Origin of the sequence: Hippea sp. KM1 (assembly GCF_000526195.1) — a bacterium.
Lineage (GTDB): Bacteria > Campylobacterota_A > Desulfurellia > Desulfurellales > Hippeaceae > Hippea.
The window spans coordinates 1,617,963-1,632,597 of record NZ_JAFP01000001.1 but is presented as its reverse complement, the minus strand read 5'-3'; the positions used below and the strand labels follow the sequence as shown (position 1 = coordinate 1,632,597).

Sequence of the window (14,635 nt, the reverse complement as noted above, 5' to 3'; positions counted from 1 at the left end):
GCGTGTTTGAGGTGAATAAGACCATAGAGGAGATTAACGAAAAGATAAAGAGGGGCGAGGCCGTTGTTGTAAATGCCGAGGAGATGATAGATATAGTTGAAAGGGAGGGCTTTGTTGGGGCCGCCAGGAAGGTTGATGTGGTGACCACAGGCACATTTGGAACCATGTGCTCAAGCGGTGCGCTTTTAAACTTCGGCCATACATCGCCCAAGATAAAGGCCTCGAAGGTTTGGCTAAACGATGTTGAGGCATATGGAGCAATTGCAGCGGTGGATTGTTATTTAGGTGCAACGGCTGTAAAGGAGGGAGACCCATTAAATGCTGTTCATCCGGGCAGGTTTGAATACGGCGGGGGGCATGTGATAGAGGATTTGATAGCCAGAAGGCCGATAAAACTTGTGGCAGAGGGATACACCACCGATTGTTATCCGGCAAAGCATATAGAGATGGAGATAACCATAGATGATTTGAGACAGGCAACGCTGATGAGTCCAAGAAACGCCTATCAGAACTATTCGGTTGCCGTAAACTCCACGGCTAAAACCGTCTATACCTATATGGGTGTGTTGAAGCCCAACTTTGCAAATGCCACATATTCGTCTGCGGGTCAGTTATCGCCGCTTTTGAATGATCCATTTTATCTGACAATAGGTATAGGCACGAGGATTTTTCTTGGTGGTGGCATAGGGTATGTGATCTATCACGGCACACAGCACAACCCGGATGAGGAAAGAAACAGAAGGGGTGTTCCAAAAACCGGCGCTGGGGCGATAGCAGTGATGGGTGATATGAAGGGGATGAGTCCTGAATTTGTCAGGGGGGCATCGATCTTGGGATACGGTGTCTCTTTGAGTATAGGCATAGGCATACCCATACCGATCCTGAATGAGGAGATGGCCTTCTTTACATCGGTTAGGGATGAGGAGATAGATGCCTATATCTTTGATTACGGCCACGATTATCCATTGAAGATAGACAACAATTACGGTTTAACGAACTACAAACAGCTCAAGAGCGGTTTTATTACGGTTAACGGAAAGAAGGTGCCGGCATCGCCACTGTCGAGCTATTCGGGTGCTATGAAGGTGGCAGAGACGCTGAAGCAGTGGATAATGGATAAACGGTTCTATCTGACAAAGCCGTCGGTGAATCTGCCCACATCTAAGGACTATGAGCCGCTGAAATACCTAAGGCAGTATGAGAAGGGTCTATAGGGAGCTATTCGACCTTGAGGGGTTTGAATCCTTTGAGGTGTCATACAAAAAGAGCGATCTCTTTATAAAATCGTGCTCAAATAATAGGTTTGATGTATTTTTGAAGCTTAAGGATGTTGTGAGCTCTCTTGAGGCCTATATAGAAAAAAGAGGGGAGTTTTTGACATCGCTGAAGCCCATAGGGGAAGATAAGAGTGCCCCGTATGTTGCAAAAAGGATGATACAGGCTGCAGCCGTTGCCGGTGTTGGTCCGATGGCTGCCGTTGCCGGTGCCGTGGCGGAGGCGATCGGAAGGTTTATTCTTAAAAGCTGCAGGGAGTGTGTGGTGGAAAACGGCGGTGATATCTTTTTGAAGCTCGATCGTGAAGCCAGGATAGGCGTCTATACATCCAACCCCCACTTTAAGGATAGGCTTGCTATCGGTATTAAGGATTGTAAAGACGGGCTGGGTGTCTGCTCATCCAGTGCAACCATAGGGCCGTCTTTGAGTTTGGGAAGGGCCGATCTGGCGATGGTTATAGATGGGGACTGTGCTATAGCCGATGCTTTAGCCACAGCCTCTGCCAATATGGTAAAAAGCGAGGGCGATATAGAGAAGGCGATGGAGTTTGTAAAGAGCAGGAATGCAAAAGGGTGTTTGTTTATAAAGGGTAAAAAGATGGGTATATGGGGCAACATCAAGCTTTTGTAAGGAGGTAAATGGATGATTTCTAAGAAGGTGGTTTTGAGATTCCCTAAGGATATAGCGGATAAGCCGCTTATCTCTGATATTTGCAAAAAATACGATCTGACCTTTAACATAATGAAGGCCAATATATTTCCCAGAAAGGAAGGTGTTTTGACGCTGGAGATTTCCGGAAACGATGAGTCGTTCTATAAGGGCATAGATTATCTAAAGGAAAACGGGGTTGAGCTGACATTTGTTGAGGAGAGCATAAAGAGGGATGAAGACAGCTGCTATCACTGCGGATTCTGTGTTGCCGTCTGTCCGACCCAGGCTTTAACCATTGAGGATAGAAAGACTATGAGGGTTGAGCTGTATAAAGATAGATGTATCGCATGCGGCTATTGCGTGAAGGTTTGCCCTGTTAAGGCCATGAGTCTGGATAGCGATATTTAATAGCTCCAATCTATAAAGTTGTACATTATGCCTGCCTTGGCCGGTTTTATCCCCTTGATATTGCGATTAACGGCCGTTATGGATGTTGGATAGTAAAGGAATATGTAAGGGAATTGATTGACTATGAGGTCGTTGATTTTTTTATAGATGCTTTTGCTTTTGTCTTTATCGAATGTGGTTCTTGCTTTTTCTATGAGTTTATCAACCTCTTTGTTGTGGAAGCCGACAAAATTAAACCCCCCTTTGAAGTCGCTTTTTGAATGCCAGAGTGAGTATTGATCCGGGTCTGCCCCCAGTTGCCATCCGAGTATTATGGCATCAAAATGCCTTTCGTTTACCATGTTTAAAAACGCCTGCCACTCCATTATCCTTATCTTCATGTCTATGCCTATCTTTCTTAGGTATTGCTGTATCATGATGGCTGCATACTTTCTTTGTGTATTGCCCTGGTTTGTGTATAGTGTAAATGTGAACTTGCGGCCGTTTTTGTATAAAAAGCCGTCTCTTTTTAAGATATACCCCGCCTCTTTTAGGAGCTTTTTTGCCATCTTGGGGTTGTAGTTGCAGATGAGCTTGTTGTTGAAGTAAGGCGAGTTTGCAGGATAGATGGAGTCTGCCACCCTTCCAAATCCAAACAGTATTGTTTTTCTTATCTGTTGCCTGTCTATTGCCATGCATATGGCCTTTCTTACCCTTATATCCTTAAACATGTCAAGCTTAAGGTTGAATCCCAAGAATGTGTATGATGAAGACGGCTCAAGGTATATCTTGTATCTCTTTTTCAGATCCGATGAGAATTCGTATTTGTATTGCAATGGGGTTAGCGATAGCATATCCAATTTGCCGTTTTTTAACTCAAGCAGAGCCGTTGTTTGGTCTGGTATGATTTTGTATATAACCCTGTCTATATTTGGCTTGTGCAAGAAGTATTTATCAAACGCCTTTAGCTTTACGAATTGTGCATTCTTCCATTGACTCAATATATAAGGCCCTGTGCCTATTGGTTTTCTATTAAACGGGTCTGTTGCTATGTTTTTGGTGTGTTTTAGTATGTGTTCGGGCACTATCCCCATCATCCATGAATACAGAGCTGGTTTAAAGGGGTATGGGTATTCAACGACGACCGTATAATTATCCGGGGCGTATATTTTCTTTATTATCTTGTATTTGCCTGCATACGGTGTCGGTGTTTTGGGGTCTGTGATGAGCTTGTATGTAAATATGACATCCCTGGATGTAAATTTTTTGCCGTCCTGCCAATAGATGTTTCTTCTTAGGTGAAAAACTATCCTTTTGCCGTTGTCTTCTATCTTGAAATCCCTTGCTAAATCACCCACTATGTCCATGTCTTTGTTGAGTTTTAACAATCCGTTGAATATGTAAGAGGAGATCTCACCGCTGGATGAATCGATGGCAAGAAACGGTATAAAGCGTTTGGGATTTGCCCCCAAAGAGAAATAGACAGTTGAGGCTTCCGCAAGATGGACTATGAAAAAGGGGAGTATGAGCAGCAGAAGCCTTTTCATTGCCTATTTTGTTATGGGTTTTGTCTTCGGGTTAGAAATGGGTGCAGGGCTTGTCTGTGTCGTTGGCATGTTAGATGTTATAGACGAGGTATTCGATTTATAGATGATGTATGATATGCCTATGGAGTTAAGCATAAACACAAATGCCAGACCCCATGTTATTTTGGCCAATAGGCTCATGGCACCCGTTGGGCCAAATAGTGTATCGGCAGCCCCCGTTCCAAAGGCCACGCCCATCTCTGCTCCTTTTCCTTTTTGCAGCAGTATGAGACCTACAAGCAACACTCCCAAAATTATCTGAAGTATTACCATCAATGTTAGCATCTAATCCTCCTTGGCTTTCTTGAATTCCTCAATTATTTTTTTAAAGCTATCCGTTTTTAAGCTGGCTGTTCCAACCAAAAATCCATTAACGCTGTTTATCGTTGCTAATTCGTAAGAGTTTTCTGGTTTTACACTGCCCCCGTATAGTATCGGAACATCGTCCAGCAGATTGGATACAAAGTTGTGCATCTCCTCCACCGTCTGCCTATCTGCTGCAACGCCTGTGCCTATGGCCCAGACAGGCTCGTATGCGACTATTACCTTGCTTAAATCCACACCGTCTAAGGCCGATACTATCTGCCTTTCGACAACATCAAAGGCCTTGTTCTCCTTTCTCTGTTTAAGCGTCTCTCCTATGCACAGGATGGGTTTTAGGTTGTATTCCAAGGCCTTCCTTACCTTTTTCTGGATGTCTATGTCTTTTTCTGAAAATATGTGCCTTCTTTCCGAATGGCCTATTATCACATACTCACAACCCACGCTTTTTAGCATACCTGCCGATACCTCACCGGTAAAGGCGCCTTTATCCTCAAAGTATAGGTTTTGCCCTCCTAATTTTATGTTGCTGCTTCTCAATATGCTGCTTAATGGATGAAGGAACACAAAGCTGGGGCATACGATCAGCTCAACATCGTTAAAGCCGTTTAACTCCTCTTTCATCTGAAGGGCCGTCTGAATAGCGGTGTCTAAATCGAAGTGCATCTTCCAGTTGGCTGCAATGATATTTCTCATCATGATTTACTCTCCAATACCTCTATAGCGGGCAATGTTTTGCCCTCTAACAGTTTTAGTGAAGCACCCCCGCCGGTCGAGATATAGCTCATGTTATGGCTCTCGCCGGCCTTTTCCACAGCCTCTGCCGTATCTCCACCCCCTACCACGCTTAGTGCGTTCAATTTGCCTATTGCCTTTGCTATCTCGTTTGTCCCTTTAGCAAACGCATTGACCTCAAAGACGCCCATCGGGCCGTTCCAGACAACAACCCTGGCATCCTGCAGGGCCTCTTTGAATAGTTCTACAGAAGCAGGGCCTATGTCAAGCCCCATTAAATCAGTCGGGATCTCCTGATAGGTAAAGACCCCTTTAGGGGTTTTATCCTCGATTGATGAAGAGCAGACAAAGTCCACCGGTAAATAGAATCTAACACCCCTCTCTTTTGCCTTTTCCATGATCCTTTTAGCCTCGTCTATCAGATCATCCTCCACAAGGCTTTTGCCTGTTTCATAGCCCAGCGCCTTTAGGAATGTGAACGCCTGAGCCCCGCCGATTATAAGCTTGTCGGCTTTGTCGATCAGGTTGATTAGGCAGTCAAGCTTGCCTGAGACCTTTGCACCACCTATGACGGCCACAAAGGGTTTATCCTTAATGGTGAATATCTTGTCGAAGTAATCCAATTCCTTCTTTAGGAGGAATCCGCCCACGGTTATTGGGGCAAGCTTAGGCAATGCATAAACCGAGGCGTGTTTTCTGTGGCATACACCAAAGGCGTCGTTTACATAGACATCAAACAACTCAAGGAGCTCTTTGGCGAATGCCTCTGAGTTTTCCTCCTCACCCGGATGGAACCTTAAGTTCTCAAGGAGGGCAACATCACCGTTGTTTAGCTTTTCTATTAGATCCTTCTGCTGCTTAAAGTCCTCGATGAATACTACATCCTTATCGAGCAGCGTTGATAGCCTTTTGGCTACAGCCTTTAGCGAGTATTTCGGGTTGGGCTTACCCTTTGGCCTTCCAAGATGGCTTGCCAGTATAACCTTGGCCTTGTTGTCTATGGCGTACTGTATCGTGGGAAGGGCTGCCCTGATCCTGTTGTCATCTGTAATGTTGCCGTTCTCGTCCATCGGGACATTGAAATCACACCGTATAAAGACCCTTTTGCCCTTTATATCGATGTCGTTTATAAACCTCATCACATTCCCTCTTCTGCTATCCTCAATATTAGATCCCTAAGCCTTGAAGAATAGCCCCATTCGTTATCATACCAGGATAGAACCTTTACAAGTTTTTTGTCTATTACCATTGTCTCTAAGCTGTCGAACATGCTTGAATGCGGGTTGCCATTCAGATCCGTTGATACCACGGGTTCATCAAGATACTGCATAATGCCCTTCATGTGGGTTTCGCTGGCCTCTTTTACCGCCTTGTTGACGGTTTCTATATCGACCTCCTTTTCAACCTCAACGACCAGATCGACCAATGATACATTGGGGGTTGGCACCCTTATGGATATACCATCCAGCTTACCCTTTAGTGATGGTATAACAAGACCAACAGCAATAGCCGCACCTGTTGTTGTGGGTATAATGTTGGCAGCAGCGGCCCTGGCCCTTCTTAGGTCCTTATGGGGCAGATCGAGTATCCTTTGGTCGTTGGTGTATGAGTGAACCGTTGTCATGAAGCCGTGTATGATGGTGAAGTTGTCGTGGAGTATCTTTGCAAGCGGAGCCACGCAGTTTGTGGTGCACGATGCGTTGGATATGATGGCGTTGTTTTTGAAGTCAAAGCCTTTATCGTTTACACCCAGGACAACTGTAGGCACATCCCCGCCCTTTGCCGGTGCGCTGATAATGACCTTTTTGACACCCGCTTCCAGATGGGCTTTTGCTTTATCTCTGCTTCTGAAAACCCCTGTTGATTCCACGACTATATCTATGCCTAAATCACCCCAGGGCAACTGTTTTGGGTCTTTTTCTGCAAATATCTTTATCTCTTTGTTGTCAAACAGTATGGCGTCTTCCTTGCTTTCTATTTTGTGGTCGTATAAAGCGCCGTGCACAGAGTCATATTTCAACAGATGAGCCAGTGTTTTTGAGTCTGTTAAATCGTTTATGGCCACTATATCTATCTGGTCATACCCTATACAGGTTCTAAAAAAAGCCCTACCTATCCTTCCAAAACCGTTTATTGCAACCTTTATAGACATAGCATTACCTCCGAAAAATTTTGGCTACAGTATACATAAAAATCCTATTTTTTCAAGCATTTGCACCCTGCAGGAGAGAAGAAAATAAAAAAATGGTAGCCCCAAGGGGAATCGAACCCCTGTTTTCGGCGTGAGAGGCCGACGTCCTAACCGCTAGACGATGGGGCCACAATCAATAATGGCTGGGATGCAGGGATTCGAACCCCGACTCGCGGATCCAGAGTCCGCTGTCCTACCGTTAGACGACATCCCAAACCTGGTGGGATTTTACAGTTTTAAAGTTAAAAGTCAAGATTTTTATCCAGGCTTTTGTCATATTTTTTTATTGAATTCTGTCGGCTTTTGTGATAATAAATTGCGCAGTCGGGGTGTAGCGCAGTTTGGTTAGCGCACCTGCCTTGGGAGCAGGGGGTCGGTGGTTCAAGTCCACTCACCCCGACCATTGGTTGCGCGCCCGTAGCTCAGCTGGATAGAGCAACGGACTTCTAATCCGTGGGCCAGAGGTTCGAATCCTCTCGGGCGCGCCATTTTTTGCTGGGAACTTCATGTCTTTTTTAATTCATTAAAAGGCCTCTTGATGATAGAAAAGAAGCTCAGCATAAACGAGAGATATTTCTATGTGTCTGTTATAGTTGTAATTGGAGCTATCTTTTTCTTTATGAGAAGCTGGGATCCGTATTTGAGCGGCGATTCGCTTAAACATGCAGCAGTGGCAAAGGGGCTTCTATTTGGCGATAATTGGTTTAATCTGTATCTTGCAGGTGAACCTTATCTAAAAAAACCTCCTCTATATTTTTGGCTCATAGCTTTTTCATACAAAATCTTTGGTATTTCGGCTTTTGCTGCCAGGTTTTTCCCTGCATTGTTTGCCATTTTTGATGGTATAATGGTTTTTTATTTATCAAAAACCGTTTTTGATGATGATAGGGATGCATTTCTGGCATCAATGTTTTTTATAGTTAATTTTCATGTAATAAGGCTTAGCAGTATTGTTAGAATGGAAAGTATTGTTACCTTTTTCATATTGCTAAATCTTTATTTGTTGATAAAGGGCAGATATATATTGTCGGGAGTTCCATTGGGTCTTGGTATATTAACCAAAGGGCCTATAGGCTTGATAGGTATATCTGTTTTTGTTATCTGGAAACTCTTAAAAAGGGATTTCTCGTTTTTGAGTATCCGCTTTTTTATTGGAATAATCCTGGCTTTTGTTATGGCTTTTCCCTGGTATGCTTATCAATTTTTTGAGAATAAGGCTTTTTATAAGGAATTTGTTGGTAATCAGATATTGGCAAGAATCACAGGGACTCTATCTGAGGGTGATAAAAGGGATTATCTGTTTTATTTTGGAAGGTTGCTTTCTCGGTTTTGGCCCGGTTTGCCGTTTTTTATTTTAGGTTTGGTTTATTATTTTAAAGATGGAGTTTATAAAAAGGAACTTTGGTATTTGTTTGGCGTTTATATCTTTTTTGTGTTTGTGCTGATAAATGTGCCGCATGAGAAATTTACAAGGTATCTTTATTACCTGTATCCTATAGCAGCGATTTTTTGCGTTATAGGGCTAAAAAGACTTAATATAGATAAATACGCTGTTGAGTTCTTTTTGGTGGTGGGTGTCCTATTTCTTATTGGCGGTATTGTTTACAAAAAACCCTTTCACCATCCCTTTAGAGAGGGCTTTTCTCCTTCGGTGTATGAAAGTTATTGTAAGAAGGTTAAAAGTATAGGTAATGTAAGAATGGTTAATTTAGGAGATCTCCAGAGGGCATACTTCTATTTTTATTGTATCGATAAACCGTATCTTAAGCCCCGATTTGACCTTATTCTTAGAAACAATACTTTGATGATAAAATCTATACACTAAGCCCTTAAGTCTATGTGCCCTTCCTTTTTCTGCTGCGCCCTCTTCTTTTCTTGGTGTTTATCTTTCTCGATGGTGTTGGAGGTGGAGTTTTCCGTCTCTTCCACTTTTGTTGTTTTTTCCTCTTTTTCCTTTGTTTCTATGATGCCCTTGAAGGATTCGGCGGCCGCAGCCTGGGAGAGCGGGTTTTGATTTAGCTGGCTCTGGGCAGTTGCGTTCAATATGACATTCTGAATGTCAATTGGTCCAACCATGATTACTCCTTAAACAACATCCTCCTTATAAACTCATGCCCGTTTTCGATAAATAGCCCGTTTTTACAAGACGCCTCTGTATATGAATCGGCTCTTTTGGGGTTTTTTGAATCCCATACGGCAAACGGGACAGCCTCGGCCGAGTGTGTTTTTATCTTTATGGGTGTTGGATGGTCCGGCAAAACGGCTATTCTTAGTTCATCGTTCAAGCTGTCCGATCTTTTTATAGCCTCACCTACTATCTTTTTGTCGAACAACTCTATAGCTTCTATCTTTTTCTCAACATCCCCCATGTGCCCTGCCTCATCCGTTGCCTCAACATGGAGATAGACAAAATCGCCCCCGTTTTGCAAGAACTCAAAGGTTGCATCTATCTTGCCCTCAAAGTTCGTATCCAAAAAGCCGGTCAGGCCCTCTATCTGTGGTATAAACATGCCTGTTAGTTTGCCTATGCCCACCATCAGATCGACGGCGCTGATCATGCAACCGTCCTTGCCAAACTCATCCTTAAATAGCGGCATAGACGGTTTTTTACCCTCACCCCACAGCCATATCGCATTGGCCTTTGGGTGGATGGTGTTGTTTTTTAGGATTTCTTTGGCTTTGTCCATTATGGATATGAGTTTTTCTTTTGCCTCTCCTTTGGGTAGGTGCTTGTCTATGTTTTGGTCGGATATATCATGAGGCGGTGTCGTTATATCGGTTTTTCCTCCTCGCCAGATCATGAGGTTTCTGTAGCTTACACCTGCATAGAACTCTATGCCGTCCTCCTTTAGCTGCTCGTTTAGGAGTTCTATGAGTTTACTTGATTTATCCGTCGGTATATGGCCGGCTGAAAAATCCTTCATTATGCCGTCTTCTATGAATACAAAGTTGCATCTGTATGCCACATCGTCTTTATCCATCTCTATATCCTTGCTGATGGCCTCAAGCGGAGCCCTTCCTGTGTAATACAGCTTTGGGTCATAACCCAACACGCTCATATTTGCCACATCGCTGCCCGGATGCATCCCCTCAGGCACGGTCTTTAGCCTACCCTTTATGCCCGATGCTATTATGTCCATATTGGGTGTGTTTGCATACTCCAACGGTGTTTTGCCGCCCAACTCCTCAATAGGCCAATCAGCCATGCCGTCGCCTAACAGTATCATGTATTTCATTCAATCACCCCTCTATGATTTTTATATAGAATTCCCTGTTTCTTGGTCCGTCGAATTCCATAAAGAATATACCCTGCCATCTGCCTAAGACGAGTTTGCCGTTTTCGATTATTACACTAACGCTGTTGCCGATTAATGAGGCCTGGATATGGGCATCGGCGTTGCCCTCTAAGTGTTTGTAATTGCTTGAATAAGGTATTAGCCTTACTAACTCATCAAGCATATCCTCACACACGGCAGGGTCGTAGGCTTCGTTTATCGTTATGCCCGCCGTTGTATGTGGAACAAATACCGTTGCTATACCGTTTTTTACCTTCTCTGCGTGCTTTTGTATAATGCTGGTTATCTCTATGGCCTCCTTTTTGGTGTGTGTCCTGATCCTTTCTACTATCACGGTTGCCCTCCTAAAAAGAGTTTACTCTGCGCAATCTAAAAGTCAAACACCCATGCCTTGATATTACACCAAACATCTTGAATTATAGCAAATTATATGGTATTTAACCAGGCAATGGGTAAAGTTGCGATTAAGGGAAAAAATTTCTTAGGCTTTGAGATAGAGATAGACGAAACGGACAAAGAGAGGGCGTTTAATGAGCTTGAGAGCCTTTTGGTTGTATCAAGCCAATATATGAGGAACGCCATCGTTACCTTACGGCTCAACCCCTCAAATAAATCCTTAGCCGGTGATTTTGTTGAGTTTTTGAAAGAAAAAGGAATACTTCTGAGTGCTATAGTGGTTGAGGATAAGGAGGGCCTTAATATAGAGTTGCCCATTATAGAGCTTAAGCATGTGCATCTTGTAAACGAGACCAACGAGAGGGAGGTTTCGACATTTAGGGGTAATCTAAGGAGTGGCCAATCCATAAAAGCAAACGGCGATCTGGTTGTCGTGGGCAATGTTAACTCAAATTCATACATCTATGCCACAGGCAATATATTTGTGCTGGGCAAGCTTTACGGTGTGCCCCATGCCGGCTATGGCGGCAACGATGATGCCGTTATCTTTGCCTTTGATTTAAATCCACCTCAGATAAGGATAGGCAACTATATAACGAGATCGCCTGAGGAGAATGTGCTTTTGAAGAAGAGGGATAATGTTGTTCCTGAGGTTGCCTATGTTGATGAGGATGGTATAGTAATAATGCCTTATAGTGAGTGGTTAAATACGAAATAGGAGTAGGCTATGTCTGGTAAGGTTTTGACGATAACATCCGGTAAAGGTGGCGTTGGTAAGTCGACCACAACGGCCAATCTATCTCTGGGGTTAGCTTTGGCCGGAAAGAAGGTTGTGACGATCGATTTGGATATCGGTCTTAGGAATTTAGATATGATTCTGGGCCTGGAGAACCGTATTGTTTACGATGTTGTCAATGTCGTGGAGAAGGTTTGCAAGATAAAGCAGGCCCTGATAAAGGATAAAAGAACCGATAATCTATATTTAATAGCCGCAGCCCAGACCAGGGATAAATCGGCCGTTAAGCCTGAGCAGGTTATAGAGCTAACCAATGAACTTAAAAAAGAGTTTGATTATATTATCCTGGATTCGCCTGCCGGCATAGAGGGGGGCTTTAGAAACGCCATGCTGCCTGCAGATGAGGTTATAATCGTTACAACCCCTGAGATATCCGCCGTCAGGGATGCAGATAGGGTTATAGGTATCTTAGAGGCCAACAACAAGAAGGAGATGAGCCTGATAATAAACCGCATAAACCCCTCTCTTGTAAAGAGGGGGGATATGATGAGCAAGGACGATGTTCTGCAGGTTTTGAGCATACCGTTGATCGGTGTTGTGCCGGAGGATGAGAACATCGTTAGCTATACCAATGTCGGTGAACCCTCTATATTGCATCCCGATTCGCCATCCGGTAAGGCTTATAAGAACATAACCCAGAGGATTTTGGGTAAGGATGTGCCGTTTATGGAGATAGTGGAGAAGAAAAAGGGAATATTAGAGACGATAATAAGCTTTTTTAAGGAATAGTGGCTATGCTGTTGGATTTTTTTAGGAAAAACAAAAAGAAGTCGGCTCAAAAGGCCAAAGAGAGGCTGCAAATCATACTGGCACACGAAAGGGTATCAAACAGGGCGCCCTTCTTGGATGATCTGAGGAACGATTTGATTAAGGTTATAAGCAAGTATGTGGATATAGACCCGGATGATGTTGAGGTATCCCTTCAGAGGGATAACTCCATGGAGGTTTTAGAGATAAACATCCCCATCAAGTAGGCTTTTTTGCAAGCTGAAGCCCTATGCCTGCCATTATCAGAAACAGGGCAGCGATGGAATAGGGCTCTATCCTTTCTTTTAATATTAGCGATATAAATATCAACGAGAATAGCGGTGTCAGGTATACAAGATTTGAGACTAAGGCGGTTTTTGCCTTTTTTAAGGCATAAAACCAGAAGATGTAAGATACGCCGTTGATGATGGCGCCGTTGATAAAAAGCCAGAAGAGCGTGTTTGTGTCTATGAGCCTTATCCGGAAGTATTTGACCGTTGCAAGGCTAAAGATTGAGGCCGACAAGAAATACACAAATACAGCAGTTTTCTGTTCGTATTTGACCTTTTTTCCCAATACGGAAAATAGCGCAAAGCATGTGGCAGCAAGAAGCGCCAGCATGTCCGCATAGAGATTGGTTAGTTTTAATGTTGATAGGTTGCCCTTTGTGGCTATCACGATTACTCCCAGAAAGCTTATCGTTATGGCCAATAGGCTTATAAGCGTGGCCCTTTCTTTAAGTATAAAAAAGCCAAACACCGTTATCAGGATGGGCCATGTGTAGTTTATTATAAATACCTCCTGGGCGCTTGCTAAGGAGAACGCCTTATAAAGAAATACATAAAACAGAAAGCTCCCCAGAAAACCCAAAAAGGACATGATGAAATAGTCCTTGGCGGAGTATTTTTTTAATGCCCCTATGCCGTTTTGGGCAAATAAATAAACACCCAATACTAAAGCCGATATGATATTGGAGAAAAACAGCATGGCATAGTTGTTCATACCCCTTAGGATCTCCTTTGAGGCTATCGGTATAAATGCCCACGATATTATGCATATAAAGACGGCGGCTAAAGCCTTAATCATTTAGCGGTTTTGCCTCATCAACAATCAAGATGGGTATGTCGTCCTCTATGGGGTATTTTATCTTGCACCTTTCGCATATCAGGAAATTACCGTCTTCGCTTAACTTCAAATCACCCTTACATTTTGGGCATGCTATAATCCTTAACAACTCCTCAGAAATCATGATGCCTCCTTTATGGCTTTGTTTAATTTATCTATCATGGTTGAGTTAAATATATCCTGCGGCGATACCTTTATGAGCTTTATCTTTGTGTGTTTAAGAACCGGCTCAATGGTCTCAAGGGACTGCATCTTGGATTTGTTGTCCGGGTTTGTTATGAATATTGCCGCTATCGGGTGCAATTGTGGTGTTCTTACAATGAGAAAATCCACAAACTTCATCTGTATCCTTAGATAGGCGTTTCTGTTCTCCTTCGGTGTCCATACAAAATCGGTTAGCCTCATTTTGGGAAAAACATCGAGGTTTAGGTGGTTTTTATCCAAGTAGCTTTTTATCTTATCAAATGCAACCTTCTCTGTTTTGGTCAGTAAGAAATCCTTGCATTTATAGACATCGGTATCGTCCTTTTCCTTGAACTTTGAGCTTTTTACAAAGAAATAGTAAACTATAACCAGCAAGACCAAAGAGGCTATTACGATCATCCACATGTCCAAATCTTATCCTAAAAATCGTCAATTATCAAGAAAGCTTGAAAAAGTTGCAAAAAGGAGTAAATTACTCACTGCCAAAAGGGGACGCATTCTGGGTTCGACAGGGTGTTTTAGCAGCCGAGGGTCATGCCGAGCTCCTGCTTGCTCGTAAAACCGGCAGGGAAAAAGAAACGCAGACACTGAGTACGCTTTAGCTGCCTAATTACAGGCGGCAGGCCTTTTACGCCCTTTGGCGCTTTGGGGTGTAAATAGGCCTTTAGAGTTCAAAGCGCCGAAGGCTATCGTTTGCCCGAAGGCGATAGCTGGATTATTTACTTCGGGTGCGAGCCACCAATGGGTTTGGCTTCCTTTTTCCCGGTGGTTTCGCTAACTAAAAAGGAGGCTAAGCATGTAAAAGCCCTCGACTGTGACGCACGCCTGGACGCGGGTTCGACTCCCGCCGTCTCCACCAAAAAATTAATTCATCCAGGCCATATTAAGGGCTAAATTAAGTGATTTTTAGTTTTTGGCTTTTTGA

General features: G+C 43.5%; 18 protein-coding genes, 4 tRNA genes and 1 other RNA gene. 10 read left to right on the top strand and 13 right to left on the bottom strand.

All coding sequences use genetic code 11. The annotated features are described in order from the left end of the window. Positions 1–2 precede the first annotated feature (2 nt). The 3 genes from D891_RS0108405 to D891_RS0108395 are packed head-to-tail and all read left to right on the top strand — an operon-like array spanning position 3 to position 2,334. Positions 3–1,214, top strand: coding sequence for a homocysteine biosynthesis protein (locus tag D891_RS0108405; RefSeq protein ID WP_025270664.1), 1,212 nt, complete (start codon positions 3–5; stop codon positions 1,212–1,214). Further along, positions 1,198–1,905 (top strand): UPF0280 family protein, encoded by a 708-nt coding sequence (locus tag D891_RS0108400; protein WP_025270663.1) that lies wholly within the window; start codon positions 1,198–1,200, stop codon positions 1,903–1,905. Before D891_RS0108405 ends, D891_RS0108400 begins: the two co-directional genes overlap by 17 nt. A 12-nt stretch (positions 1,906–1,917) precedes the next feature. Beyond that, complete coding sequence (locus tag D891_RS0108395) at positions 1,918–2,334, top strand: NIL domain-containing protein (protein ID WP_025270662.1); 417 nt, start codon at positions 1,918–1,920, stop codon at positions 2,332–2,334. On the opposite strand, the gene D891_RS0108390 is transcribed toward D891_RS0108395, so the two are convergent. From D891_RS0108390 to D891_RS0108360, 7 genes are all read right to left on the bottom strand, one after another. Continuing rightward, complete coding sequence (locus D891_RS0108390) at positions 2,331–3,860, bottom strand: peptide-binding protein (protein WP_025270661.1); 1,530 nt, start codon at positions 3,858–3,860, stop codon at positions 2,331–2,333. The two genes, D891_RS0108395 and D891_RS0108390, sit on opposite strands and share 4 nt — an antisense overlap. A gap of 3 nt (positions 3,861–3,863) precedes the next feature. Next, positions 3,864–4,184 (bottom strand): preprotein translocase subunit SecG, encoded by a 321-nt coding sequence (secG, locus tag D891_RS0108385; RefSeq protein WP_025270660.1) that lies wholly within the window; start codon positions 4,182–4,184, stop codon positions 3,864–3,866. After that, a complete protein-coding gene (gene tpiA / locus D891_RS0108380) occupies positions 4,185–4,919 on the bottom strand; it encodes a triose-phosphate isomerase (protein ID WP_025270659.1) in 735 nt (244 codons plus the stop codon). Beyond that, positions 4,916–6,094 carry a phosphoglycerate kinase gene (locus tag D891_RS0108375; protein ID WP_029952179.1) on the bottom strand — a complete coding sequence of 393 codons (1,179 nt, stop codon included), beginning with the start codon at positions 6,092–6,094 and terminating at the stop codon, positions 4,916–4,918. Before D891_RS0108375 ends, tpiA begins: the two co-directional genes overlap by 4 nt. Beyond that, on the bottom strand, positions 6,094–7,107 hold the full coding sequence (gene gap / locus D891_RS0108370; RefSeq protein WP_025270657.1) for a type I glyceraldehyde-3-phosphate dehydrogenase: 1,014 nt from the start codon (positions 7,105–7,107) through the stop codon (positions 6,094–6,096). The genes D891_RS0108375 and gap overlap by 1 nt, the downstream gene beginning before the upstream one ends. A 93-nt stretch (positions 7,108–7,200) precedes the next feature. After that, a tRNA-Glu gene (locus D891_RS0108365) sits at positions 7,201–7,275 on the bottom strand. Positions 7,276–7,286: 11 nt separating this feature from the next. Next, positions 7,287–7,360, bottom strand: a tRNA-Gln gene (locus D891_RS0108360). A 111-nt stretch (positions 7,361–7,471) separates the two neighbouring features. Between D891_RS0108360 and D891_RS0108355 the strand changes: the two genes are divergently transcribed. The 3 genes from D891_RS0108355 (at position 7,472) to D891_RS0108345 (ending at position 8,971) form a co-directional block, all read left to right on the top strand. Beyond that, a tRNA-Pro gene (locus D891_RS0108355) sits at positions 7,472–7,549 on the top strand. Between the two features lie 8 nt (positions 7,550–7,557). Continuing rightward, positions 7,558–7,634, top strand: a tRNA-Arg gene (locus tag D891_RS0108350). Positions 7,635–7,684: 50 nt separating this feature from the next. Then, the gene (locus D891_RS0108345) at positions 7,685–8,971 is read left to right on the top strand and encodes an ArnT family glycosyltransferase (RefSeq protein WP_025270656.1); all 1,287 of its coding nucleotides are present in this window, start codon (positions 7,685–7,687) and stop codon (positions 8,969–8,971) included. Here the strand turns inward: D891_RS0108345 and D891_RS0108340 are convergent. From D891_RS0108340 to D891_RS0108330, 3 genes are read right to left on the bottom strand one after another with little or no spacing between them, the layout of a single operon-like run. Next, entirely contained in the window at positions 8,968–9,222 is a 255-nt protein-coding gene (locus D891_RS0108340) for a hypothetical protein (RefSeq protein WP_025270655.1), read from the bottom strand. The genes D891_RS0108345 and D891_RS0108340 overlap by 4 nt on opposite strands. A 2-nt stretch (positions 9,223–9,224) precedes the next feature. Further along, the gene (locus D891_RS0108335; RefSeq protein ID WP_025270654.1) at positions 9,225–10,382 is read right to left on the bottom strand and encodes a cofactor-independent phosphoglycerate mutase; all 1,158 of its coding nucleotides are present in this window, start codon (positions 10,380–10,382) and stop codon (positions 9,225–9,227) included. A gap of 4 nt (positions 10,383–10,386) precedes the next feature. Then, positions 10,387–10,776, bottom strand: a complete 390-nt coding sequence (locus tag D891_RS0108330) for a secondary thiamine-phosphate synthase enzyme YjbQ (protein WP_025270653.1) — start codon at positions 10,774–10,776, stop codon at positions 10,387–10,389. Between the two features lie 114 nt (positions 10,777–10,890). Between D891_RS0108330 and D891_RS09610 the strand changes: the two genes are divergently transcribed. From D891_RS09610 to minE, 3 genes are read left to right on the top strand one after another with little or no spacing between them, the layout of a single operon-like run. Next, complete coding sequence (locus D891_RS09610; protein ID WP_051453580.1) at positions 10,891–11,556, top strand: septum site-determining protein MinC; 666 nt, start codon at positions 10,891–10,893, stop codon at positions 11,554–11,556. Between the two features lie 9 nt (positions 11,557–11,565). Beyond that, on the top strand, positions 11,566–12,363 hold the full coding sequence (minD, locus tag D891_RS0108320) for a septum site-determining protein MinD (protein WP_025270651.1): 798 nt from the start codon (positions 11,566–11,568) through the stop codon (positions 12,361–12,363). Positions 12,364–12,368: 5 nt separating this feature from the next. After that, the gene (gene minE / locus D891_RS0108315) at positions 12,369–12,608 is read left to right on the top strand and encodes a cell division topological specificity factor MinE (RefSeq protein ID WP_025270650.1); all 240 of its coding nucleotides are present in this window, start codon (positions 12,369–12,371) and stop codon (positions 12,606–12,608) included. Here the strand turns inward: minE and D891_RS09755 are convergent. The 3 genes from D891_RS09755 to D891_RS0108300 are packed head-to-tail and all read right to left on the bottom strand — an operon-like array spanning position 12,601 to position 14,115. Then, a complete protein-coding gene (locus D891_RS09755; protein WP_025270649.1) occupies positions 12,601–13,467 on the bottom strand; it encodes a DMT family transporter in 867 nt (288 codons plus the stop codon). The two genes, minE and D891_RS09755, sit on opposite strands and share 8 nt — an antisense overlap. Beyond that, complete coding sequence (locus D891_RS09750) at positions 13,460–13,630, bottom strand: Trm112 family protein (protein WP_084042349.1); 171 nt, start codon at positions 13,628–13,630, stop codon at positions 13,460–13,462. Before D891_RS09750 ends, D891_RS09755 begins: the two co-directional genes overlap by 8 nt. Continuing rightward, complete coding sequence (locus D891_RS0108300; RefSeq protein ID WP_084042348.1) at positions 13,627–14,115, bottom strand: DUF2726 domain-containing protein; 489 nt, start codon at positions 14,113–14,115, stop codon at positions 13,627–13,629. Before D891_RS0108300 ends, D891_RS09750 begins: the two co-directional genes overlap by 4 nt. A gap of 83 nt (positions 14,116–14,198) precedes the next feature. Between D891_RS0108300 and ssrA the strand changes: the two genes are divergently transcribed. Further along, positions 14,199–14,569, top strand: a transfer-messenger RNA (tmRNA) gene (gene ssrA, locus D891_RS09745). The last annotated feature ends 66 nt before the right edge of the window (positions 14,570–14,635 follow it).

Excerpts from the sequence above, each read along its gene's own strand:
- D891_RS0108400 (WP_025270663.1), top strand. The coding sequence starts at position 1,198 with ATGAGAAGGGTCTATAGGGAGCTATTCGACCTTGAGGGGTTTGAATCC.
- D891_RS0108395 (WP_025270662.1), top strand. The coding sequence starts at position 1,918 with ATGATTTCTAAGAAGGTGGTTTTGAGATTCCCTAAGGATATAGCGGAT.
- D891_RS0108390 (WP_025270661.1), bottom strand. The coding sequence starts at position 3,860 with ATGAAAAGGCTTCTGCTGCTCATACTCCCCTTTTTCATAGTCCATCTT.
- secG (WP_025270660.1), bottom strand. The coding sequence starts at position 4,184 with ATGCTAACATTGATGGTAATACTTCAGATAATTTTGGGAGTGTTGCTT.
- tpiA (WP_025270659.1), bottom strand. The coding sequence starts at position 4,919 with ATGATGAGAAATATCATTGCAGCCAACTGGAAGATGCACTTCGATTTA.
- D891_RS0108375 (WP_029952179.1), bottom strand. The coding sequence starts at position 6,094 with ATGAGGTTTATAAACGACATCGATATAAAGGGCAAAAGGGTCTTTATA.
- gap (WP_025270657.1), bottom strand. The coding sequence starts at position 7,107 with ATGTCTATAAAGGTTGCAATAAACGGTTTTGGAAGGATAGGTAGGGCT.
- D891_RS0108345 (WP_025270656.1), top strand. The coding sequence starts at position 7,685 with ATGATAGAAAAGAAGCTCAGCATAAACGAGAGATATTTCTATGTGTCT.
- D891_RS0108340 (WP_025270655.1), bottom strand. The coding sequence starts at position 9,222 with ATGGTTGGACCAATTGACATTCAGAATGTCATATTGAACGCAACTGCC.
- D891_RS0108335 (WP_025270654.1), bottom strand. The coding sequence starts at position 10,382 with ATGAAATACATGATACTGTTAGGCGACGGCATGGCTGATTGGCCTATT.
- D891_RS09610 (WP_051453580.1), top strand. The coding sequence starts at position 10,891 with ATGGGTAAAGTTGCGATTAAGGGAAAAAATTTCTTAGGCTTTGAGATA.
- minD (WP_025270651.1), top strand. The coding sequence starts at position 11,566 with ATGTCTGGTAAGGTTTTGACGATAACATCCGGTAAAGGTGGCGTTGGT.
- minE (WP_025270650.1), top strand. The coding sequence starts at position 12,369 with ATGCTGTTGGATTTTTTTAGGAAAAACAAAAAGAAGTCGGCTCAAAAG.
- D891_RS09755 (WP_025270649.1), bottom strand. The coding sequence starts at position 13,467 with ATGATTAAGGCTTTAGCCGCCGTCTTTATATGCATAATATCGTGGGCA.
- D891_RS09750 (WP_084042349.1), bottom strand. The coding sequence starts at position 13,630 with ATGATTTCTGAGGAGTTGTTAAGGATTATAGCATGCCCAAAATGTAAG.
- D891_RS0108300 (WP_084042348.1), bottom strand. The coding sequence starts at position 14,115 with ATGTGGATGATCGTAATAGCCTCTTTGGTCTTGCTGGTTATAGTTTAC.